General features: G+C 66.8%; 19 protein-coding genes. 9 read left to right on the plus strand and 10 right to left on the minus strand.

Annotated elements, in window-relative coordinates; translation table 11 throughout:
- Window positions 1-44 precede the first annotated feature (44 nt).
- Together LDO29_RS08740 and LDO29_RS08745 are read left to right on the plus strand one after the other, a co-directional pair.
- Window positions 45-1,013 (plus strand): 3-hydroxyacyl-CoA dehydrogenase family protein, encoded by a 969-nt coding sequence (locus tag LDO29_RS08740; RefSeq protein WP_224079397.1) that lies wholly within the window; start codon window positions 45-47, stop codon window positions 1,011-1,013.
- Window positions 1,010-1,870, plus strand: a complete 861-nt coding sequence (locus LDO29_RS08745; RefSeq protein WP_224079398.1) for a BKACE family enzyme — start codon at window positions 1,010-1,012, stop codon at window positions 1,868-1,870. The genes LDO29_RS08740 and LDO29_RS08745 overlap by 4 nt, the downstream gene beginning before the upstream one ends.
- A gap of 11 nt (window positions 1,871-1,881) precedes the next feature.
- Here the strand turns inward: LDO29_RS08745 and LDO29_RS08750 are convergent, their stop codons facing one another.
- Window positions 1,882-2,124, minus strand: coding sequence for a hypothetical protein (locus LDO29_RS08750; RefSeq protein WP_224079399.1), 243 nt, complete (start codon window positions 2,122-2,124; stop codon window positions 1,882-1,884).
- A gap of 260 nt (window positions 2,125-2,384) precedes the next feature.
- Between LDO29_RS08750 and LDO29_RS08755 the strand changes: the two genes are divergently transcribed.
- Window positions 2,385-2,723, plus strand: a complete 339-nt coding sequence (locus LDO29_RS08755; protein ID WP_224079400.1) for an H-NS family nucleoid-associated regulatory protein — start codon at window positions 2,385-2,387, stop codon at window positions 2,721-2,723.
- A gap of 36 nt (window positions 2,724-2,759) precedes the next feature.
- On the opposite strand, the gene LDO29_RS08760 is transcribed toward LDO29_RS08755, so the two are convergent.
- Window positions 2,760-3,209 (minus strand): hypothetical protein, encoded by a 450-nt coding sequence (locus LDO29_RS08760; protein ID WP_224079401.1) that lies wholly within the window; start codon window positions 3,207-3,209, stop codon window positions 2,760-2,762.
- Window positions 3,210-3,381: 172 nt separating this feature from the next.
- Here LDO29_RS08760 and LDO29_RS08765 point away from each other — a divergent pair, with 172 nt between their 5' ends.
- Together LDO29_RS08765 and LDO29_RS08770 are read left to right on the plus strand one after the other, a co-directional pair.
- Window positions 3,382-4,071 carry a heavy metal response regulator transcription factor gene (locus LDO29_RS08765; RefSeq protein WP_224079402.1) on the plus strand — a complete coding sequence of 230 codons (690 nt, stop codon included), beginning with the start codon at window positions 3,382-3,384 and terminating at the stop codon, window positions 4,069-4,071.
- Window positions 4,071-5,504 carry a heavy metal sensor histidine kinase gene (locus tag LDO29_RS08770; protein ID WP_224079403.1) on the plus strand — a complete coding sequence of 478 codons (1,434 nt, stop codon included), beginning with the start codon at window positions 4,071-4,073 and terminating at the stop codon, window positions 5,502-5,504. Before LDO29_RS08765 ends, LDO29_RS08770 begins: the two co-directional genes overlap by 1 nt.
- A 46-nt stretch (window positions 5,505-5,550) precedes the next feature.
- Here LDO29_RS08770 and LDO29_RS08775 read toward each other — a convergent pair whose 3' ends face one another.
- Window positions 5,551-6,498 carry a LysR substrate-binding domain-containing protein gene (locus LDO29_RS08775; protein ID WP_224079404.1) on the minus strand — a complete coding sequence of 316 codons (948 nt, stop codon included), beginning with the start codon at window positions 6,496-6,498 and terminating at the stop codon, window positions 5,551-5,553.
- A 121-nt stretch (window positions 6,499-6,619) separates the two neighbouring features.
- On the opposite strand from LDO29_RS08775, the gene LDO29_RS08780 reads away from it, so the two are divergent.
- The 3 genes from LDO29_RS08780 to LDO29_RS08790 all read left to right on the plus strand — a co-directional run bounded on the left by LDO29_RS08780 (window position 6,620) and on the right by LDO29_RS08790 (window position 10,004).
- Window positions 6,620-8,449, plus strand: a complete 1,830-nt coding sequence (locus LDO29_RS08780; RefSeq protein WP_224079405.1) for a gamma-glutamyltransferase family protein — start codon at window positions 6,620-6,622, stop codon at window positions 8,447-8,449.
- Window positions 8,450-8,524: 75 nt separating this feature from the next.
- Complete coding sequence (locus tag LDO29_RS08785) at window positions 8,525-9,496, plus strand: Bug family tripartite tricarboxylate transporter substrate binding protein (RefSeq protein ID WP_224079406.1); 972 nt, start codon at window positions 8,525-8,527, stop codon at window positions 9,494-9,496.
- 1 nt (window position 9,497) lies between these two features.
- Window positions 9,498-10,004 carry a GAF domain-containing protein gene (locus LDO29_RS08790; RefSeq protein ID WP_224079407.1) on the plus strand — a complete coding sequence of 169 codons (507 nt, stop codon included), beginning with the start codon at window positions 9,498-9,500 and terminating at the stop codon, window positions 10,002-10,004.
- A 47-nt stretch (window positions 10,005-10,051) separates the two neighbouring features.
- On the opposite strand, the gene LDO29_RS08795 is transcribed toward LDO29_RS08790, so the two are convergent.
- From LDO29_RS08795 to LDO29_RS08815, 5 genes are all read right to left on the minus strand, one after another.
- Complete coding sequence (locus tag LDO29_RS08795) at window positions 10,052-13,276, minus strand: CusA/CzcA family heavy metal efflux RND transporter (RefSeq protein ID WP_224079408.1); 3,225 nt, start codon at window positions 13,274-13,276, stop codon at window positions 10,052-10,054.
- 16 nt (window positions 13,277-13,292) lie between these two features.
- On the minus strand, window positions 13,293-14,528 hold the full coding sequence (locus LDO29_RS08800; protein WP_224079409.1) for an efflux RND transporter periplasmic adaptor subunit: 1,236 nt from the start codon (window positions 14,526-14,528) through the stop codon (window positions 13,293-13,295).
- A gap of 20 nt (window positions 14,529-14,548) precedes the next feature.
- Window positions 14,549-15,829, minus strand: a complete 1,281-nt coding sequence (locus tag LDO29_RS08805; RefSeq protein ID WP_224079410.1) for a TolC family protein — start codon at window positions 15,827-15,829, stop codon at window positions 14,549-14,551.
- Window positions 15,830-16,002: 173 nt separating this feature from the next.
- Window positions 16,003-16,371, minus strand: a complete 369-nt coding sequence (czcI, locus tag LDO29_RS08810) for a cation efflux protein, CzcI family (RefSeq protein ID WP_224079411.1) — start codon at window positions 16,369-16,371, stop codon at window positions 16,003-16,005.
- 102 nt (window positions 16,372-16,473) lie between these two features.
- Window positions 16,474-16,653, minus strand: a complete 180-nt coding sequence (locus LDO29_RS08815; protein WP_224079412.1) for a hypothetical protein — start codon at window positions 16,651-16,653, stop codon at window positions 16,474-16,476.
- 78 nt (window positions 16,654-16,731) lie between these two features.
- On the opposite strand from LDO29_RS08815, the gene LDO29_RS08820 reads away from it, so the two are divergent.
- Window positions 16,732-18,876 carry a heavy metal translocating P-type ATPase gene (locus LDO29_RS08820; RefSeq protein WP_224079413.1) on the plus strand — a complete coding sequence of 715 codons (2,145 nt, stop codon included), beginning with the start codon at window positions 16,732-16,734 and terminating at the stop codon, window positions 18,874-18,876.
- A 73-nt stretch (window positions 18,877-18,949) separates the two neighbouring features.
- On the opposite strand, the gene LDO29_RS08825 is transcribed toward LDO29_RS08820, so the two are convergent.
- Entirely contained in the window at window positions 18,950-19,312 is a 363-nt protein-coding gene (locus tag LDO29_RS08825; RefSeq protein ID WP_224079414.1) for a hypothetical protein, read from the minus strand.
- Window positions 19,309-20,559 (minus strand): DUF6402 family protein, encoded by a 1,251-nt coding sequence (locus LDO29_RS08830; RefSeq protein WP_290369545.1) that lies wholly within the window; start codon window positions 20,557-20,559, stop codon window positions 19,309-19,311. The genes LDO29_RS08825 and LDO29_RS08830 overlap by 4 nt, the downstream gene beginning before the upstream one ends.
- Window positions 20,560-20,635 lie beyond the last annotated feature (76 nt).

Consider the following 20,635-nt stretch of genomic DNA (forward strand, 5'->3'; position numbering starts at 1 on the left):
GGTGGCCAGGTGCGCCTGCCGCCTTCGCCATGCAAAGAGACGCTATGCAGAATTCCGCCCCGTCCGTCCTCCTCGGCCGCCCAGGCGCCGCCCATGCCGTTGTGGTCGGCGGCGGCACCATGGGCGCCGATGTCGCCGTGGTCCTGACCCGGGCGCTGTGCCGCACCACCGTGATAGAACCGGATGCCGGCCGCGCCGGCGCGCTGCCGGGCCGCGTTGCCGCCAACCTGGCAACCATTGGCCGAGCCGAAGGCGCCAACAGGCTCGCTGTGGTGCCGGACCTGGACGCTGTCGACTGGTCGTCGGTGGACCTGGTGATCGAGTGCATTCCCGAGCGGCTGGAACTCAAGCAGGCGCTGTTCGCGGATCTGGCGGCGCGGGCGCGCCCCGACGCCGTGCTGGCCAGCAACAGTTCCAGTTTCCCGATCAGCGCTATCGGCGACGGTTTGTCCGGTCGCAGTCGCATGCTGGGCCTGCACTTTTTCATGCCGGCGCATCTGGTGCCGCTGGTGGAAGTCGTCATGGGCACGGGCAGCGACGAAACCTGTGCCGATGCGCTCATCGCCTTCATGCGCCGCTGCGGCATGGTGCCGGTCAAGGTGCGCCAGGACCTGCCCGGCTTCCTGGCCAACCGGCTGCAGCACGCGTTGTCGCGCGAGGCCTTCAGCCTGATCGACCGGGGCATCGCCTCTGCCGAGGACGTGGACGCCGCCGTGCGCTTTGGCTTCGGCTTCCGCTTCCTGGCCGCGGGCCCGGTCCTGCAGCGCGACCATGCCGGCATTGACGTGCACGCCGCTGCCGGGGCTACCATGTACCCGACGTTCTGCAATGACGACCATCCCGCGCGCTGCCTGACCGAGCGCGCCGCCGACGGCCGCCACGGCATGAAGCGCGGCGAAGGCTTCTACGCGTGGACGCCCGAAACCATTGCCGCCGAACGCGCGCGCTATGACCGCCTGTTGCGCGCCGGCCTTGACCTGATTGCCCCTGAACTGCCCGAGATCCAGCCATGACCCAAGCCACCCAAGCCCCGATCCAACAGCCGCTGGCCACCTCGCCGCTGATCATTACCGTCGCGCCCAATGGTGCCTACAAGCGTGCCAGCGACCACGCGGCGGTGCCGCTGACCGCCGCCGCGCTGGCGGCGGACGCCAAGGCTTGCCTCGATGCCGGCGCGGCGATGATGCACATGCACGTGCGTGACGCCGAAGGGCGCCATTCGCTCGATGCGCACACCTATCGCGACGCGCTGGCCACGGTCAGGCAGGCAGTGGGCGATGCGTTGCTGGTGCAGGTCACCAGCGAGGCGGCCGGTGTGTACAAGGCCGCCGAGCAGATGGCGATGGTGCGCGAACTGCGGCCCGAGGCGGTATCGGTGGGCCTGCGTGAAATCGCCGTCCCGGACGTGAGCGAGACCGAACTGGCGGGCTTCCTCGGCTGGCTGGCCCGCGAGCGCATCATGACGCAGGTGATCCTGTACGACACGGCGGATGTACAGCGCTGGCAGGCCATGCGCGAGCGCGGCATGGTTCCGCCGGGCGCGTGGTCGGTGCTGTACGTGCTGGGGCGCTATTCCGCGGGGCAGGTGTCGTCGCCGCGCGACCTGCTGCCGTTCCTGCAGGTGGGCGACGGAACCCTGCCATGGGCCATCTGCGCGTTCGGCCGCGAGGAGAATGCCTGCGTGACCGCCGCGGCAGCGTTCGGCGGCCATGTCCGCGTGGGCTTCGAGAACAATCTGTACCTGCGCGACGGAAGCCTGGCGCCGGGCAATGCCGCGCTGGTGGCCCAGGCCGCGCAGGGCGGGATGATGCTGGGCCGTCCGCTGGCTACGGCCACGGACGCTCGCCGCATCTACGGCGAGGTGCGCTGAGCCATGCCGGCTCAGGCGCCGTCCGAGTAGGGATCGGGCGTGCGCGGGCTGCGGGCGCCGTCAGTGAATGGGTCGGGCGTGCGTGGGCCGCTGCGGGCACCATCGGTAAAGACATCGCGCGGGCTGTGGATGCTGCGCGCACCGTCCAGGTAAGGATCGGGCGAGCGCGTCCCGGCCGCGCTCGCTACGGTGGCCACGCCGGCAAGCGTGGCGGCCATCGCCGTGGCCATCAGGGTATGTCTGAGCAGTCGCATGGTTCATCTCCGGTAGTCGGCCGGTCAGGGCTTGACCAACCATGCGCGCAGTCTAGGCAGCCGTGCCGCACAGCAGCATGACCACAGCATGACAATGCCGTCATCGACGCGCGTCTGCGGGGGGGGCGGCCGTGTTTCGCGGGGGTGGGCTGCCAAACACGGTAAAATCGCGGAAATCACACCGGCCGCCGCAGTTCGGCGCCGGTCTTCCATTGCACCGCCGGAATCGGAGACATTGCGGCGGGCCTCTCACGATACTCATGTCTGAGTCTGATTCAGCCAAGCTCGCCGCGATCGCCTGGATTCGCGAGCAAATGGACAACTACGCCCTGACGCTTGACGACCTGGTCGCCGCCGGATGTTTTGATGGGGAACCGTCCGCCGGAGAACCCGTGGCCACGAATATGCCCGGTGCAACCGACGTACCCGATGTGCCCGGCGCCACGAGCGCCATTGCTGCGCAACAGCCGCCGAAGAAGGCTGCACCGCTCTACCGGAATGCCTTGGGGCAAAGCTGGGACGGTACGGGCGAATATCCGGACTGGCTTCAGCGCGCCGTCAACGCGGGCCAGTCGATTGATTTTTACCGCGTCGAATAAGCCACCCGCAGGTCCTGGCGGATTCGCCGGGACGGCTCAAGGCGCGGCAGGGAAGCCGCTGAAAGGACCGGCAAACGTTGCGGTCGACACCATGGCCGCAGCATGGGCATAGTGGGCAAGCGCCGCGACGGGGAGCGGGGGCAACTCGTCCGTGGTGCACCCGTCGCGCCCGGCGCAGCGGCTGTCCGCGCGGCCGCTGCTTTGGGCGGGCTTGCTGTTGGCGTCGTTGCTCCTGTCGTGCAGTTGCAGGGGCCGGCCGTCGCTGTCGGGATCGGCCATGACGCGCACGGCGCCATCGGCGCAATGCTGCGCCGGATCGAGGGCTGCTTCAGCACTTGCCTTCGCCGCCGCATGACGTTCGGCCAGTGACAAGCCCGCAGCCTGCACCACGGTGCAGGCCGGTATCTGGGAAGTGGCCTGGCCCGCACCGGGCAGGGCCAGCAGCGGAAGGCACAACAGGAAAAAGCGGATCGGCAGGCGTTTCATCGGATGGCGTGGAACCAATAGGCGCGTTCGGTGTCATCGGGCATTTTACCGGGCCAGCTGGCGCGGATGCGTCACGTGCAGATGACATTTTTGACATCTTGCGCCACACATGGCCAGACTCCGCTAGCGTTATGCCCTGGTGGAGCAATGGTGCCTACCTGAAAGGACCTGCATGCGCATCCTGATTGTCGAAGACGAGCCCAAGGCAGGCGACTACCTGCTCAAGGGGCTGACCGAATCCGGCTTTGTGGTCGACCTCGCGCGCGATGGCATCGACGGTCTGGCCCACGCGCGCGAGCAGCCCTATGACCTCGTCGTGCTGGACGTGATGCTGCCCGGCATGGACGGCTGGAGCGTGCTGCGTGAACTGCGCCGCGAACGCGATACGCCGGTGCTCTTCCTGACCGCGCGCGACGAACTGCAGGACCGGCTCAAGGGTCTTGAGCTCGGTGCCGACGACTACATGGTCAAGCCGTTCGCGTTTGCCGAACTGGTCATGCGCATCCGCACCATCCTGCGCCGCGGGCCCCTGCGCGAGAGCGAATTCATCGAGGTGGCAGACCTGCAGATCGACGCGATCCGCCGGCGCGTGACGCGGGCGGGGCAGAAGATCGACCTGACGTCGAAGGAATTTGCATTGCTCTACCTGCTCGCGCGGCGCCGTGGCGAGGTGCTGTCGCGCTCCCTGATCGCCTCGCAGGTGTGGGACGTGAATTTCGACAGCAACACGAACGTGGTCGATGTGTCGATCCGCCGGCTGCGCGCCAAGGTGGACGATCCGTTCGACCACAAGCTGATCCACACGCGGCGCGGCATGGGTTATGTGCTCGACGAAGGCGAGCCGCGCCTGGGCGACGCGTGATGCGCCTGCCTTCCTCTCTCACCGCGCGGCTGACGCTGGCGTATGGCCTGGCCACGGCGGCGATCCTGGCGGGGGTGGCGGCCTACCTGTCGGGCGCGCTGTCGGCGCAGCTGCAGGGGCGTGACGAAAGCGAACTGGTCGGCGAAGTGCTGCTGGTGCGCCATCTGCTGCGCGAGGTGAGCAATGAAGACGAGGTCCGCGCCGATACCCACCGGTTTGCCGATATCGCCATGGGACACGAGGGTTTGATCCTGGTGGTGCGCACGCCGCTGGGGGAGCCGCTGGTCACGCTCAACCCGCGCAACGAGGCCATTCCGGCGCTCGATGTGCTGCCCGTCTCGACGCAGCCGCAGAAGTCCATGCTGCAGAAGTGGCAGCCGAAGAGCGGGGCGGAGTCGTCGGCCATCGCGGCGCTCGGCCAGCTGGGCGACACCGGCCGCTCGGTGGAGATCGTGGTGCTGCGCGACGCCGGTTATCGCGTGGCGCTGATGCGCGAATACCGGCACCGCCTGCTCGCGGCGACGCTGTGCGGCGCGGCTGTGGCGGCAGCGCTTGGTTTTGTGCTGGCGCGGCGCGGCTTGCAGCCGTTGCGGCGCATGGCAGCCGATGCCGCGGCGGTGACTACCAGCCGCCTCGCCACGCGCCTCGATGTCGGCAGCGCGCCGGCCGAACTGCGCGAACTGGCGGGCGAACTCAACGGCATGCTGGCGCGGCTGCAGGACAGTTTTTCGCGGCTCTCCGCGTTCTCCGCGGACCTGGCGCACGACTTCCGCACGCCCATCAGCAACCTTGTCGGCCAGACCGAGGTCACGCTGACGCAGAGCCGCAGCGTGGCCGAGTACGAGGCCTTGCTCGAATCCAATCTGGAGGAATACGAGCGCCTGTCGCGCATGATCGAGAACATGCTGTTCCTGGCGCGTGCCGACCATGCGCAGGTGGCCATGGGCGTGCGCGCACTCGACGCGCGTGTCGAAGTCGACAAGGTCGCCGAATACTTCGAGGCGGTGGCGGCTGACCGCAACGTCAGCGTGTCGGTGGATGGCGCCGCCAGCATTCACGCAGACCAGACGCTGCTGCGCCGCGCCGTCACGAACCTGCTCGACAATGCTCTGCGCCATGCGCCGGGAGGCAGCACGGTATGCGTGGATGTTTCTCGTCGCGCTGGCGAAGAGGGCGACGCTACTTTCATCCGTGTGGTCAATGCAGGCCCGGCGATTGCCCCCGAGGTATTGCCGCATATTTTCGGCCGCTTCTATCGAGCCGACCCGTCGCGCCGCAATTCGGCGGCTTCCACGGGGCTGGGGCTGGCCATTGTCGATTCCATCATGCGCCTGCATGGCGGTCGCGCGTTGGTCCGCAGCACCGACGGCGAGACCGAGTTTGCGCTCCTGTTCCCGGCGGAGAATGTGCCGCGGCCGAGCGCGGCAGCCTGACGCCACCAAGGCTGGTGGATGGCAGGCCACCAGCGTTCGCGATGCCTCAGACCTGCTTTCCCACCGCCGCCACGCTAGCCACCAGCGCCGCAATCTTTTCATCCTCGCCGGATTCCCTTCGCCACATCGCGCCCACTGGCGGCAGGTCCCAGCTCAGCGGGTGCGGCAGCGTCGTCGCGCCTTCCGCCTCCACCAGCTCGGCGGCGACGCCTCTTGGCACGATAGTGATGGCGCCCAGATGGCTGCGCAGCACGGTGGCCATCGTCTTGATCGAATACGTTTCGACGATCGGCGTAGGCTGCGCCACGCCAGCTACCGCGAACATGGTGTTGATGGTGCGGCGTATCGGCGTATTGGGCGGCGGCAGCAGCCAGTCACGCTCGGCCAGGCGGCCCCAGTCCAGCGCACTGCGCGCCAGGCGCGCCGCCGCCTGGCTTGGCACCACCAGCACCGGCTCTTCCCGGTAAAGCGGACGCTGCGCAATGTCCTCGCCCGGCACATAGAACGTGCGTGCGATCACACAGTCGAGTTCGTGGGCGCGCAGAGCGGCCACCAGTTCATCCGTCGTGCCCTCCCGCACCAGCACCGAGATGCGAGGGGAGCGCGCCAGCCCGAACGTGCAGGCGGCGTCCAGCACCGGCCGTGCGATGTACGGAATCACCCCCAGGCGCAGCCGTCCCGACAAACCGGCCCCGATCACGGCAAGCTCGCGGCCGAGCGCGTCGGCGTCGGCCAGCGCCAGGCGGGCGTGCGCGAGCACGCTCACGCCGGTCGGCGTGGGCTCCAGACCCTGACGCGTGCGCGTGAACAGCGGTACCGTAAAGATGTCCTCGATCTCGCGCAGCATCTTGGTGACGGCCGGTTGCGACAGGTTCATCTCGGCCGCGACGCGCGATACCGAGCGCTGCGTTTCGAGCGCCAGCAGCAGTGGCATGTGCCTGAGACGAAGCCGTGAAATGACGCGATGGACGAGTTGGTCGGAAGCGATGGACATGTCGGTGCCTGGCAGGGTGTTCGTATAACCAATTAGTAATGCAATGATAACTAAAGACGTCATTGTGGTTATTTGATGATCCTATACTGGCCAAAACCCTGGAGCCTCTGGAGCCCATTTCATGTTCACTACCCGTCCGGAGATCGTCGGCACTTTTGGCGTGGCGGCATCGACCCACTGGCTGGCCACGCAGACCGCCATGGGCGTGCTGGAGCGCGGAGGCAATGCCTTTGACGCTGCTGCAGCAGCCGGCTTCGTTCTGCAGGTGGTGGAACCGCACCTCAACGGACCTGGCGGCGAAGTGCCGATCCTGTACTGGAGCGAGCGCGAGCGCCGCGTGCGCTCGGTGTGCGGGCAGGGCGCCGCGCCGGCGCTGGCGGAACCGGCGCCATTGCGCGCCATGGGGCTCGAACTGATGCCCGGCATCGGCCTGATGCCAGCTACGGTGCCGGGCGCGTTCGGTGCGTGGCTGACCATGCTGCGCGATCACGGCACGTGGCCGCTTGCCGATGTGCTGGCGCCGGCCATCGGCTACGCGCGCGACGGATTCCCGCTGGTGCCGCGCATCTCGCGCGCGATCCTTGCCGTGCAGGCGCTGTTCCGCGACGAATGGCACAGCTCCGCGCAGACCTGGCTGCCCGGCGGCAAGGTGCCACGCCCAGGCAGCCTGCACACGCTGCCCGCGCTGGCGGCGACCTATACCCGCATCGTCGGCGAAGCGCAGCAGCGCAGCGACACGCGCGAAGGCCAGATCGATGCGGCCATGGACTGCTGGTATCGCGGCTTCGTGGCCCGCGAGATCGACAGCTATTGCCGCAATACGCATGTGCGCGATACCACCGGCGACAAGCACACGGGGCTGCTCCGGTACGAGGACATGGCCGCATGGCAGCCTGACGTGGAAGCGCCCGCCACGCTCGACTTTGGCCGCTACACCGTTGCCAAGTGCGATATCTGGAGCCAGGGCCCGGTGTTCCTGCAACAGCTTGGCATGCTGCGGCAAGCGGACCTCGAACAGCACGCCCCGGACTCGGCGGAGTTCGTCCACCGGATTGCCGAGGCGTGCAAGCTGGCCATGGCGGACCGGCTGGCCTGGTATGGCGATCCACGTTTCGCCGCCAGCCCGCTCGCCGCGCTGCTGGACAGCGGCTACCTGGCCGGCCGCGCGCAGCGCATCGGCGAGCGTGCCTCGCGCTCGATTGAACCGGGCATGCCTGGCGGCGCGACGCCGCGCCTGCCCGACCTGGACGCCGCGGTGCGCACGCTGCAGCGCGCCGATGTGCGTTTCGGCGTGGGCGAGCCGACGTTCGCCGAACTGCCGCCGGTGTCCGAGTGGGCCGAGCGCGAGCTGTTCGTGGGTGACACCTGCCATGTGGACGTGATCGACCGGCACGGCAATATGGTCGCCGCCACGCCGTCCGGCGGCTGGCTGTCATCGAGCCCGACCATTCCCGCGCTGGGCTTCGCGCTCAATACGCGGCTGCAGATGACGTGGCTTGAGCCCGGCCTGCCGAATTCACTCGCACCGGGCAAGCGTCCATGTACGACGCTGTCGCCTTCGCTCGCGCTGCGCGACGGCGAGCCGTACATGGTGTTCGGCACGCCCGGCGGCGACCAGCAGGACCAGTGGTCGCTCGCGTTTTTCCTGCGCCATGCGGTGCATGGCATGAACCTGCAGGAGGCCATCGATGCGCCAGGCTGGCATATCGACCATTTCCCGGGCTCGTTCTGGCCGCGCCAGACCGTGCTCAACCGGATCACCGTGGAATCGCGTTTCCCGGAAGCCACGCTCGCCGCACTGCGCGACCGCGGCCATGAGGTGCGCGTGGGCGACCCATGGTCCGAAGGACGCATGTCAGCCTGCACGCGCGAACGCGACGCGCAGGGTCGCCTGGTGCTGCGCGCTGGTGCCAATGCGCGCGGCATGCAGGGCTATGCAGTCGGACGCTGAATGCGGCCATCCATCTACAGAACAGAGCGCGGGCAGCGGCACGCTGGATCGCGCGAGACCGAGGAGAGCAAGACCATGACATCCATCCTGAAACGACTGCTGGGCGGCGTTGCCGCGCTGGCGCTCTGCGCCTTTGCGCATGCCGCGGACCCGTACCCGCAGAAGCCGATCACGCTGATCGTGCCGTGGGCCGCGGGCGGTTCCACCGACATCCTCGCGCGCGTGCTGTCCGAGCACCTGACGCGCTCGCTCGGCCAGCCGGTGATCGTCGACAACAAGCCGGGCGCGTCGGGCAATATCGGCTCGGCCATGGTGGCGCGCGCGAAGCCCGATGGCTACACGCTGCTGGTCGGCTCGATGAGCACGCATGCGATGAACCCGGCGCTGATGCCCAACATGCCGTTCCGTGGCGTCGAGGATTTCACGCCGCTGGGGCTGCTCGCCTACGTGACCAACACGATGGTGGTGCATCCGTCCGTGCCCGCGCAGAATCTGAAGGAGCTGATCGCGTACGCCAAGGCCAATCCCGGCAAGCTGGCCTATGCGAGCGCAGGCCCCGGCTCGACCAATCACCTGAGCGCGGTGCTGTTCGAACGCATGGCCGGCGTGCAGATGTTGCACGTGCCTTACAAGGGCGGTGCGCCGGCGGTGGTCGATACGGTCGCTGGCCAGACGCAGATCCTGTTCTCGGCCGGCACGCAGACGCTGCCGCACGTGAAGGCCGGCAAGCTGCGCCTGCTGGCCGTCACCGAAGCGAAGCGCTCGCCGCTGCTGCCCAATACGCCGACGGTCGCGGAGACCGTGCCGGGTTATGAACTGGCGGTCTGGTACGGCGCGTTCGGTCCGAAGGGCATGCCCGCCGACCTGGTCGCGCGATTGAACCGCGAAATCAATACGGTGATGTCGCTGCCCGAGGTCAAGAGCAAGATGAATGCGATTGGCGTGGAGACGACCACGTCCACGCCGCAGCAGTTCGGCACGATCCTGCGCAACGATGCGGACCGCTACGGCAAGCTCATCCGCGAACTCGGCATCCATGGGGAATGACATGAGCGCTGCCCTGGACCACGCCGCAGACATGCTGGTCTGTGCCAATGGCCTGTGCGATGCGCTGCAGCGCGCAACGAGCCCGCTGGAAACGCTGGAGGCCGTAGGCCAGGCGACGCTGCGGCTGCTGGGGCCGGGCCTGCTGACCATCAACGCGTGGCACGCGGGAACGGCGGAAATCGAGCGGATCTGGTCGTCGGACCCGGCGGCGTATCCGCCGGGCGGGAAGAAGTCGAAACCCGACGGCCCATGGCGCCGGCAATTGCTCGAAGCCGGACAAGTCTTCGTCGGCGAAGGCGACGCGGCGCTGGCGGCCGTTTTCGATGACGTTGCGCTGATCCGCTCGCTGGGATGCACAGCCGTCGTCAACGTGCCGCTGTGCAAGGCCGGGCAGGTATTCGGAACGTTCAACTACCTGTCCGACCGTGCCGCCTGGGATGCCCGCGAGATTGCGGCGTTGCGCGTGCTCGCGAACCTCGCGGCGTCCGCGGTACACGCCACCCACTGATAGGCCGTCCCCACGCTGCAAAGCGCCGGGACGCGTCCCACGCGGATCTAGCTGGCCGAATCTGCCGCCAGCGCACTGCGCACGCCTTCACCGGCGCCCATCTGCTCATCGCGACGATGCGCCAGCCGGTACAGCACAGGCAACACCAGCAGCGTCAGCGCCGTCGATGACACGATCCCGCCAATCACCACCGTGGCGAGCGGCCGCTGCACCTCGGCGCCGGTGCCCGTGGCAATGGCCATCGGAATGAAGCCTAGGGAGGCAACCAGCGCCGTCATCAGCACCGGCCGCAGCCGGCTCAGCGCGCCGGACTGTACGGCATCGTCGAGCGCCAGCCCTTCTTCGCGCAGGCCGCGGATAAAGGTCAGCATGACCAGGCCATTGAGCACCGCCACGCCTGACAGCGCGATGAAGCCGACTGCCGCCGAGATCGACAGCGGAATGCCGCGCAGCCACAGCGCAAGAATGCCGCCTGTCAGCGCGAACGGAATGCCGGTGAAGACCAGCAAGCCGTCCTTCAGGTTGCCGAACATGGCGAACAACAGCACGAAGACCATCAGCAGCGCCAGCGGCACGACGATCTGCAGGCGGTTGGTGGCCGACTGCAGTTGCTCGAACGTGCCGCCCCATGCGATCCAGTCGCCGGTGGGAATCGTCACGCGCTCCGCAATGGCGGCCTGGGCGTCGGGAACGAAGCTGCCGACATCGCGCCCGCGCACATTGGCGCTGATGACGATGCGGCGCTTGCCGTTCTCGCGCGAGACCTGGTTGGGGCCCGGTGCGATGTCGAGCGTGGCGATTTCGCCCAGCGGGATGTAGCTGGTGCGGGGCGGGGCGTTGGCAGCTGCCATGCGCACGCCGTTGGCTGCAGTGGGCCGCGTATCAGGCGGCAGCGGGATGGGCAGGCGGCGCAGCGCGTCCACGTCGGCACGGACGTCTTCCGGCAGGCGTACGGCAATGCGGAAGCGCCGGTCGCCTTCGAACAGCGTGCCGGCATCGCGCCCGCCGATGGCGATGGCGACAGTGTCCTGCACATCGGTCATGTTCAGCCCGTAACGCGCCGCGCGTCCGCGGTCGATTGCGACCGTGAGCACGGGCAGGCCGGTGGTCTGCTCGACCTTGACTTCCGCGGCACCCGGCACCGACTGCAGCGCGGAGGCGATCTTCTGCGCGGTGGTTTCGAGCACCGCGTTGTCGTCACCGAACAGCTTGACTGCGACGTCGCTGCGCACACCCGAGATCAGCTCGTTGAAGCGCAACCGGATCGGCTGCGAGAATTCGTAGCGGTTGCCGGGGATCTTCTCGAGTTCCGCCTGCATCTGCGCGAGCAACTGATCACGCGTCTTGCCCGGATCCGGCCATTCGCTGCGCGGCCGCAGCATGATGTAGGCATCCGACGCATTGGGCGGCATCGGGTCGGCAGCGATCTCGGCGGTGCCGGTGCGGGAGAAGACGCGCTCGATCTCGGGGAATTTCTCCTTGAGCCGGGATTCGATCTGCTGCTGCATAGCCACCGATTGGCTCAGGCTGGTGCCGGGGATGCGTAGCGCCTGCACGGCCATGTCGCCTTCGTTCAGGTTCGGGATGAACTCGCTGCCGAGCCGCGTCGCGACCAGTCCGCTCAGCACCACTGCCACCACGGCGAAGGTCAGCACCACCGGCGTATTGGCGACGGAGCGGGCCAGTGCAGGTGCATACAGCTTGCGCGCCCATTGCATCAGGCGGTTTTCCTTTTCCGCGACGCGGCTGCCGATGAACAGCGCCACGGCTGCGGGAACGAAGGTCACCGACAGCAGCATGGCGCCGGCGAGTGCGAGTACCACCGTGATCGCCATCGGATGGAACATCTTGCCTTCGACACCGGACAGCGCGAGGATCGGCACGTAGACGATCATGATGATCAGCTGGCCGAACACGAGCGGGCGGCGCGCTTCACGGGCCGCAGCAAACACCTCGTGCAGGCGTTCGCTGCGCGTGAGCGGCCGGCCGTGGTGCTGCTGCGCATGGGCGAGGCGCCGCACGCAGTTCTCCACGATAACCACCGCGCCGTCGACGATGATGCCGAAGTCCAGCGCGCCGAGGCTCATCAGGTTCGCGCTGATGCGGTAGGTGGCCATGCCGGTGAACGTGAACAGCATCGACAGCGGGATCACCAGCGCGGTGATGACCGCGGCGCGGATATTGCCGAGGAACAGGAACAGCACCGCCCCCACCAGCGCCGCGCCTTCGAGCAGGTTCTTCTTCACGGTGGCAATAGCCTTGTCGACCAGCACCGTGCGGTCGTACACCGTCACGGCGCGCACGCCCTGAGGCAGGGTGCGGTTGATCTCGGCCATGCGCGCATCGACGGCGCGCGAGACAGCACGGCTGTTCTCGCCGATCAGCATGAAGACCGTGCCAAGCACCACTTCGCGGCCATTGTCGGTGGCCGCGCCGGTGCGCAGCTCGCGCCCGATGCCGACTTCGGCCAGGTCGCGGATGCGGATGGGCTGGCCCTGCGCGGTGCCGACGATCACGTCGCGGATGTCGTCCATCGAGACGACCTGGCCCGGCGCGCGCACGAGGTACTGTTCGCCGCGGCGTTCGATATAGCCCGCGCCCACGTTGCTGTTGTTCTTCTCCAGCGCGAGCACCACGTCCTGCAGGCTCAGGCCATATGACGCCATGCGTTCCGGACTCGGTGCCACCAGGTACTCGCGCGCGAAGCCGCCGATGGTGTTGATTTCCGTCACGCCGGCGACGGTGCGCAGCTGCGGCTTGATGATCCAGTCCTGGATCTCGCGCAGGTCGGTGGGCGTGTAGGGCGAGCCGTCGGGCTTGCGCGCGTTCTCGTCGGCTTCGACAGTCCACAGGTAGATTTCGCCGAGGCCGGTGGAAATCGGCCCGAGCTGCGGTATGGCGCCGTCTGGCAGCTTCTCGCGCGCTTCCTGCACGCGCTGGTTGACGAGCTGGCGTGCAAAGTAGATGTCGGTGCCGTCCTTGAAGATCACGGTGACCTGAGACAGCCCGTAGCGTGACAACGAGCGCGTCTGCTCCAGCCCGGGCAGGCCCGCCATGGCGGTCTCGATCGGGTAGGTGACGCGCTGCTCGGCTTCCAGCGGCGAGTAGCCGGGCGCCTCGGTGTTGATCTGCACCTGCACGTTGGTGATGTCAGGCACGGCGTCGATCGGCAGGCGGCTGTAGCTGTAGAGGCCCAGCAGCGCCATGCCGAGCACGGCCAGCAGGACCAGCCAGCGCTGCTCGATGGCAAAGCGGATGATGCGTTCGAACATGGTCAGCTCCTGCCGGTCAGTGGGCGTGCTCGGCGCCGGCCTTGCCCTGCTCGGCCTTCAGCACGAAGCTGTTGCGCGCGACGTAGCGCGACCCGGGCTCAAGCCCCCGGACGATCTCGATGCGTTTGCCGTCGCTGCGTCCCGTGGTGACCGCGCGCGCCTCGAAGCCGCCGGGTACCTCGACGTAGACGATCGGCTGGCGGCCTTCGGTCTGCACGGCTTCGCTCTCCACGACGACGGGCACATCCGTTTCCTGGCCCGCGACGCTGACGGTGACGAAGAGCCCGGGGCGCCAGGCCATGTCGGGGTTCGACAGCGTCACGCGCGCAGTCGCGGTGCGTGTCTGCTGCCCGAGCAGCGAGCCCACGTAGGACACGGTGCCGGCTGCGGTACCGTCGAAGGCGGTGGACGCGATGCTGACCTTTTCGCCCAGCCGCACCTGACTCAAATCCTTGGGTGCGATGACGAACTCGGCCCACACTGTGGCCAGATCGGAGATCGTGAAGACGGTGGTGTCCGCAGCCACCGCCTCGCCCAGCGCCAGGTGCTTTTCGACGACGATGCCGTCAAACGGCGCGCGCAGCTCGAACTGGTTGAGCCCGCCAGACGCCGGCCGCGCGCCGATGGCGGTGAGCTTCTGCGTGGCGTTCTGCACGGCGATCCCGGCTTCCTGCAGCGCGGTGCGCGCGGCCAGGAAATCCTGTTCGGCCGAGATCTTGTCCTCCCACAGGCGCTTCTCGCGCGCGTAGGTCGTGCGTGCCAGCTCCAGCCGCTTCTGCGCAGCCAGCAGTTCGCTGCGCTGCTCCGAAAGCTGCGTGCTGGCCAGCACGGCCAGCAACTCCCCCTTTTTCACGCGCTGGCCCAGCACGGCCGGCACGGACTCCGCCACACCCGCTACGCGTGGCACGACGTGGGCGGTGCGGTCTTCATTGAAGCGGATTTCGCCGGGAAACTGCACCGCGGCTTGCACGCGCCCCGGGCCGGCGGTGCGCAGTTCCAGCCCGGCGTTGCGGATTTGTTCGGGCGTCATTGCGATACGGTCGGCGTCGTGTGCAGCGGTGGCCGGCGCAGACGCCGCGTATTTGCCGGCCTCCTTGCCTTGCGATGTCGTTGCCTGCTCGCTGTGGTCGTGGCCGGTTTCATCGTGGCCGTCGCCGGTGCCGCGTCCGGTGAACACCAGTGCGGAGCCGGCCAGCACGCCGGCTCCGATGATCGCGGCGATGGCGTTGCGTTGGGTCTTGGTGATTGCCATGGGAATCCTTGGTTGGCGGGTCAGCGGCCGAGCATGCGGTCGATGGCCGTGGCGGCCTGGTAGGTGGCGGCCACGGCGCCGAGATAGCGCACGCGTGCCTGCAGCAGCGTGCGCTGGGCGTCCAGCACTTCGAGATAGGCGAACTTGCCCGCTTCGAACCCGTGCGCTGCCGCCTGGTAGGCGCGCTGCGCTGCGGGCAACACGGTCTGGCGCAAGGTCAGCGCGCTGTTGCGCGACAGCGCGAGCTGGCCGGCGGCCTGGCGCAGGTCGCTGGCCAGCCGCACGCGCGTGGCGCGGGCTTCGTCGGCGGCCTTGTCGGCCTGCCGGATGGCGGTGTACAGGTTGCCCTGGTTGCGGTCGAACAGCGGCAATGGCAGCGATACGCCGAGCACCGGGTAGTAGCCGCGGTCCGATGCGTTTTCGCGCTTGGCGCCGACGCTCACGGTTACGTCGGGGTACTGGCGGCTGCGTTCCACATTGACCATCGCCTGGCGTCGCGCCATCTCGCTCTGGCTCGCGCGCATTTCCGGCGCGGTATCGAGCGTGTCGTCGAGGGTATTGGGCAGCGGCCGCGACGGCAGGGCCTCCAGGTCGCCGCTTGCCGAAGCGAACACCGGTGCCTGGCTGCCCCATTGGGCGGCGAGGTGCTGGCGCGCGGTATCCAGCGTGGCGCGCGCCTCGGCCAGCTCGAGTTCGGCGTTGGCTTGCTCCACTTCGGCGCGGGTCTGCTCAACCGGCGAGACCTTGCCGGCCGCCACGCGCCGCGCAGCGGCCTGCGTACCGCGTGTGGCAATGCCGACCGAGCTTTCGGCCAGGCTGATGCGCTCCTGCGCGACCAGGACCTGGAAGAATGCGCCGATCACCGCGGCGCGCAGGGTGGCTTCGGCGTTGCTGAGCTGCGCGCTGGCCAGTTCGCGCGCTTTCTGCGCGGCATCGATGCGGGCCGAGCGCTTGCCGCCGAGTTCGATCGGCAGGCTCAACTGCGCGGTGGTCGTGCGCGATGCACGCCGCGTATCTTCCATCTCGTAGCCGACGGCGGGATTCGGAATGGTGCGTGCCTGCGTGATGCCGCCTTCGGTCGAGTCAAGCTCCCGCCGGGCGGCGGAAAGGGTGGGGTTGCGCGCCATGGCAAGTGCCAGGGCTGCGTCCAGCGTCAGCACGCCCTGCGTTTCCGCGGGGTCGTATGGTTCAGTGAAGCGTTGTGCCTGTGGCGCAGGCGGCATGGCCGCATCGGGGGCGGCATGCGCAACCGGGCCGAGCAATACTGCAGCCAGCCCCAGTGGTATCACTACGTGTTTCATCGGGTATCACCAGATCGAAGCGAGGGAACACCGGCGAGATGCCGTCGGCCGCACGCATGCGTGTGCCGACGGCGGTCACGCCGCGATATCCGTCGATCCGGGACGCCGATGCCTGCGCGGTCAGCGCGAGGGCGGCAAGGGCAGGGAATGGGCCGTGGCCCCGAACCGGCGGATTACGCCAGTCGCGGCCACTGGGGCCGATCCGGTGCGCGCGCGGGCACCGACCCGTAGTTCACGGGCAGCACGCGGTAGCGCACGGTAATGAAGTGGTAGGAGGCAGGCTGCGCCGCGGCCGGCAGCATCACGTGCGAGCCGGCGAAATGGCATACCGCGCAGTCGGCATCGGGCAGCTTGGTGCCTGTCTTGCCGTGTCCCGTGGCCTCGTGTTCATGCGTGTGGTGGCCGAAGTGCCAGGCCGGCGCGGAGCCGGTCTCCTGCTGGCGCTGCTGCTCGCGCCCGTGCTCGCAGAATGCGGCCGCGCTTGCCCAGGTGAACTGGAGCGGCAGCACGACGGCGAAGAGGAGGATCAGCAGGCGGCGCATGGCCGCGATTATAGCGGCGCCCCGCAGCCGGCTGGCAAGCGCACCGTGCGTCACCCTGACGCAGGCGAGGTCTTGTCGGCGTCATGCTTGACTCTGTAGCGGCTACAGGGTCTTCAATGGCATCAGGTCAAACCAGCGGGATAAGAAGAAATGGCTCGCACGACACCTGAAGACGCCTTGCCACACGAACACACGCGTAGCGAATCCGGCTGCGGTCACGATCACGGGCATACCCATGAACAGCATGATCGCGATCACGATCATGGCCATCAGCACGGCCATGATCACCACGACCCTGCGCCGCAGCCGGCAGCGTGCTGCGGTGGCGGCTGCGGCACGGCGATCAGTGTTTCACCCGTAGTGCCCGCAGCCATTCCATCCGGCGCGCGCTCGGCCAGCTACCGTATTGACGCCATGGACTGCCCGACCGAGGAAACACTGATCCGCAACAAGCTCGGCGGCATGGCCGGCGTGGCGGCGCTCGATTTCAACCTGATGCAGCGCGTGCTGACCGTGCATCACACCCTGGCATCGGCCGAGCCCTTGGTGAAGGCTATTGCGAGCCTTGGCATGAAGGCCGAGCCGCTCGCCTCGGAGCAGGCGGCCCCGCTGCCCGCCGCGGAACGCAAGCCGTGGTGGCCGCTGGCACTGGCAGGCGTGGCGGCGATCGGGGCCGAAGCCACCGAATGGGTCGGACTTGGGGATCCGTGGCTGCCGGCGCTGCTGGCTGTTGCCGCCGTGGCGCTGGGCGGGCTGACGACCTACCACAAGGGCTGGATGGCGCTGCGCAACGGCAACCTGAACATCAATGCGCTGATGAGCATTGCGGTGACCGGTGCGCTGATCCTGCGCGAATGGCCGGAAGCGGCGATGGTCATGGTCCTGTTCGCGCTGGCCGAGCGCATCGAGGCCGCGTCGCTGGACCGCGCGCGCAATGCCATCCGCGGCCTGATGGCCATGGCGCCCGAACAGGCCACCGTTCGGCAGGCCGATGGCAGCTGGGCTGCCGAGCCCGCAGCGGGCGTGGCAGTGGGGGCGTTGGTGAGGCTTCGTCCTGGTGAGCGCGTTGCGTTGGACGGTCGCGTGGTGCGTGGGCAGTCGGCCCTGGACCAGGCGCCCATTACCGGCGAGAGCGTGCCGGTCGACAAGGTCGTCGGCGATGCGCTGTTCGCGGGCTCCATCAACCAGTCAGGCGAGATCGAATACGAAGTCACGGCGCCCGCCAACGATTCCACGCTGGCCCGCATCATTCACGCGGTCGAGGCGGCGCAGGCCCGCCGCGCGCCGACGCAGCGCTTTGTCGACCAGTTCGCGCGCCTCTACACGCCGACGGTGTTCGCCATCGCGCTGGCCGTGGCGGTGGTGCCGCCGCTGGCCATGGGCGGGCCGTGGGTGGAGTGGATCTACAAGGCGCTGGTGCTTCTGGTGATTGCCTGCCCTTGCGCGCTGGTGATCTCCACGCCCGTGACCATCGTCAGCGGCCTGGCGGCAGCGGCGCGGCGGGGCATCCTGATCAAGGGCGGCGTCTACCTGGAGCAGGGCAAGGACCTGTCATGGGTGGCGCTCGACAAGACCGGCACCGTCACGCATGGCAAGCCCGCGCAAACCGATTACGCGATGCTCGTCGATGACGCACCTCATGCGCGCGCGATCGCAGCGAGCTTGGCCGCGAGGTCGGACCACCCGGTGTCGAAGGCTGTGGCTGCGGCGGCACAGGCGGACGGCATCGCCTTGCTGGACGCGACGGAATTCGAGGCGATGGCCGGCCGCGGTACACGGGGCCGTATCGATGGCGATGACTACTGCCTGGGCAACCACCGCCTGATCCACGACATGGGCGCGTGCTCGCCCGAACTGGAAGACCGGCTCGAGGTGCTGGAGCGCCAGGGCAAGACTGTGGTGCTGCTCGCCCGCCTCGGCAAGGACGGCGCAGCGGTGGCACAGGCCATGTTCGCGGCGGCCGACACCGTGCGCGACACCAGCCGCCAGGCCATTGCCGAGCTGCATGCGCTGGGCGTGAAGACCATCATGCTGTCCGGCGACAACCCACATACGGCGCAGGCCATCGGCGCGCAGGTCGGCATTGACGAGGCACGCGGCAACCAGTTGCCGCAGGACAAGGCGGATGCCGTCGCCACGCTGGCTGCCGACACCCACGCCGCGCACGGCAAGGTGGGCATGGCCGGCGACGGCATCAATGACGCGCCGGCGCTCGCGCGGGCCGATATCGGCTTCGCCATGGGTGCGGCCGGCACCGATACCGCGATCGAAACCGCGGATGTGGCGCTGATGGACGACGACCTGCGCAAGATCCCCGCGTTCGTGCGGCTGTCGCGGCGCACGTCGCGCATCCTGTGGCAGAACATCACGCTGGCGCTGGGCATCAAGGCGGTGTTCCTTGCGCTGACTGTGGCCGGGATGGGAACGATGTGGATGGCGGTGTTCGCCGATATGGGGGCGAGCCTGCTGGTGGTGTTCAACGGGCTGCGGCTGGCGCGGCGGTGAGTGGCTTCGGCGTGTGCCTGCCCTCTCCCCCGGCCCCTGGCCCTTTCCCGCACGTTGGGGGAGCCTGAACTGGCTAAGGCAGTTTGGCGCGAAGCCTGTCGAGCAACGTCGGCGGTAGCGTAACGAATCCATAGCCATCGTCGGCGTTCACATCGTAAAGAACGTCAGTCTTATGCCAGATCAAGGGCTTTAGATTAGGGTCCAGGTAAGTCCTTTCGACCAGCAGTTCGTGCGTGCCCGCATGGTAAAGGCGAAAGATTGTTCCGTACTCGCGCGGCAAGGTGCAGCGCTCGCCTATATACTCTTCGAAGGTTTCTCGCTCGCACTCATGCGCTCCGGAGCGCTGCGCTACGTTATAGAGATATGGCAGAATGACAAACAAGATGGCCAATATAATTCCTAGCCTTCTTCCTGCTTTATAGACTTGCATTTTCACCACGCCACCTCTACAGTCAGTGGGCGCGACAATTTCACGCGTCGCATATTGGAGTACAGCAGCAAATCACCGCCCTGTTTGTGCTTTAATTGCCAATCGCGATAATCCTTATTGCGTATGGGGTAGTAAATTCCCCTTTCTGTAATCATTCCGTCACGCGCGAATGGTTCAAATGGCCATTCCCATTGCGTGGCTTCACCCATCGCCACGGCCTTCGGTACAATCACGAAGCCAGTTTTATTCCAGTGTCCCAGATATTGTGATCCTCCCGATATGACCCCGAAATACGTGCTGATTCTGTCGTGAAATGTAAAAACGTCACGCATATAGATACACACGTCATTAATCTCCAAGCGCGCTCGGTTTCCTCGCAGCAGTTGAAAATAGTGCTCTCCAACCGCTGCATTTAGCGTAAAGGCACCAAGCAACCCATAAAGATCATCCAGGAAGACACCGTTGGGTAGTGCCGCACCGCGCATAAACATCGCCAGCTTTTGCGGAAATTCACTATCTATTCGCACTAGTTGAAATTGAAATTCTTGATGATATTGATTGATGTCTTCGTTGCAAAGTTTGAACCCTTCTCTGTAATATGGGCTGGGTTTGTATCTGCGGAACATGCGTCTAAGTGTTTCAAACGCCTTTTCCTTATGGATTGACACATCAGTGAGATTTTTCAGCGCTTCTTTGGCACGAGGGAACTGCAGTATCCAGTCCAGCGGAAACATGGTTGTGTCTATCATGCTCGGTGGGAATGGCTGGCCATGCTGATTAATCCCTCTGGCCGCATCCGCGTCGGTTGTGCAGTAGTTAAGCTCTCCGGCGAACCATTTTCGCATGACCTTGGCCGACATGGGCCAGTCAATACGATCCATTGCGCCCGGAATGTCCAGTAAGTCAAATGGCTTGACGCGGCTTTTTGGGGGCGGTGGAGCTGATGCCAGGGCCGGGGCCGGTTTCGGTGGTGATGGCGTATTCAACCATTCTTTGAATTCGAGAAAGCCTTCTATCAGGCTTTTTGGCGGGCGCTTCGGCTCGGGCGGCTTTTTGGGCGTGGGTGGTGCTGGGGGTTGATCGCGTAACTTTGGCGGTGGGTGATCTGTTGAAAGACGGAATTTCTCCCCGTCTACCGCGATGCAATGAGCTGGCTCAGGTTTCAGTTTCCAGCGCGGTAATACAAGTCCTTTCTCAAAATACGGATACTTCCGGTCAACTGTCATCTCAATGAAATTGTATTTGGCGCCCAAAGGCTGCGCCTAATACGCTACTCCATGCTGACAACGGAAGATATAGGAAATGCTCGAAAGAACCACGGGCACTGCG

It is taken from the genome of Cupriavidus laharis, assembly GCF_914271435.1.
Classification (GTDB): Bacteria; Pseudomonadota; Gammaproteobacteria; order Burkholderiales; family Burkholderiaceae; genus Cupriavidus; species Cupriavidus laharis.

What these genes read in the sequence shown, in the direction of transcription:
- LDO29_RS08740 (WP_224079397.1), top strand. Translation starts at nt 45, where the DNA reads ATGCAGAATTCCGCCCCGTCCGTCCTCCTCGGCCGCCCAGGCGCCGCC.
- LDO29_RS08745 (WP_224079398.1), top strand. Translation starts at nt 1,010, where the DNA reads ATGACCCAAGCCACCCAAGCCCCGATCCAACAGCCGCTGGCCACCTCG.
- LDO29_RS08750 (WP_224079399.1), bottom strand. Translation starts at nt 2,124, where the DNA reads ATGCGACTGCTCAGACATACCCTGATGGCCACGGCGATGGCCGCCACG.
- LDO29_RS08755 (WP_224079400.1), top strand. Translation starts at nt 2,385, where the DNA reads ATGTCTGAGTCTGATTCAGCCAAGCTCGCCGCGATCGCCTGGATTCGC.
- LDO29_RS08760 (WP_224079401.1), bottom strand. Translation starts at nt 3,209, where the DNA reads ATGAAACGCCTGCCGATCCGCTTTTTCCTGTTGTGCCTTCCGCTGCTG.
- LDO29_RS08765 (WP_224079402.1), top strand. Translation starts at nt 3,382, where the DNA reads ATGCGCATCCTGATTGTCGAAGACGAGCCCAAGGCAGGCGACTACCTG.
- LDO29_RS08770 (WP_224079403.1), top strand. Translation starts at nt 4,071, where the DNA reads ATGCGCCTGCCTTCCTCTCTCACCGCGCGGCTGACGCTGGCGTATGGC.
- LDO29_RS08775 (WP_224079404.1), bottom strand. Translation starts at nt 6,498, where the DNA reads ATGTCCATCGCTTCCGACCAACTCGTCCATCGCGTCATTTCACGGCTT.
- LDO29_RS08780 (WP_224079405.1), top strand. Translation starts at nt 6,620, where the DNA reads ATGTTCACTACCCGTCCGGAGATCGTCGGCACTTTTGGCGTGGCGGCA.
- LDO29_RS08785 (WP_224079406.1), top strand. Translation starts at nt 8,525, where the DNA reads ATGACATCCATCCTGAAACGACTGCTGGGCGGCGTTGCCGCGCTGGCG.
- LDO29_RS08790 (WP_224079407.1), top strand. Translation starts at nt 9,498, where the DNA reads ATGAGCGCTGCCCTGGACCACGCCGCAGACATGCTGGTCTGTGCCAAT.
- LDO29_RS08795 (WP_224079408.1), bottom strand. Translation starts at nt 13,276, where the DNA reads ATGTTCGAACGCATCATCCGCTTTGCCATCGAGCAGCGCTGGCTGGTC.
- LDO29_RS08800 (WP_224079409.1), bottom strand. Translation starts at nt 14,528, where the DNA reads ATGGCAATCACCAAGACCCAACGCAACGCCATCGCCGCGATCATCGGA.
- LDO29_RS08805 (WP_224079410.1), bottom strand. Translation starts at nt 15,829, where the DNA reads ATGAAACACGTAGTGATACCACTGGGGCTGGCTGCAGTATTGCTCGGC.
- czcI (WP_224079411.1), bottom strand. Translation starts at nt 16,371, where the DNA reads ATGCGCCGCCTGCTGATCCTCCTCTTCGCCGTCGTGCTGCCGCTCCAG.
- LDO29_RS08815 (WP_224079412.1), bottom strand. Translation starts at nt 16,653, where the DNA reads ATGGCCGTGCTGATGGCCATGATCGTGATCGCGATCATGCTGTTCATG.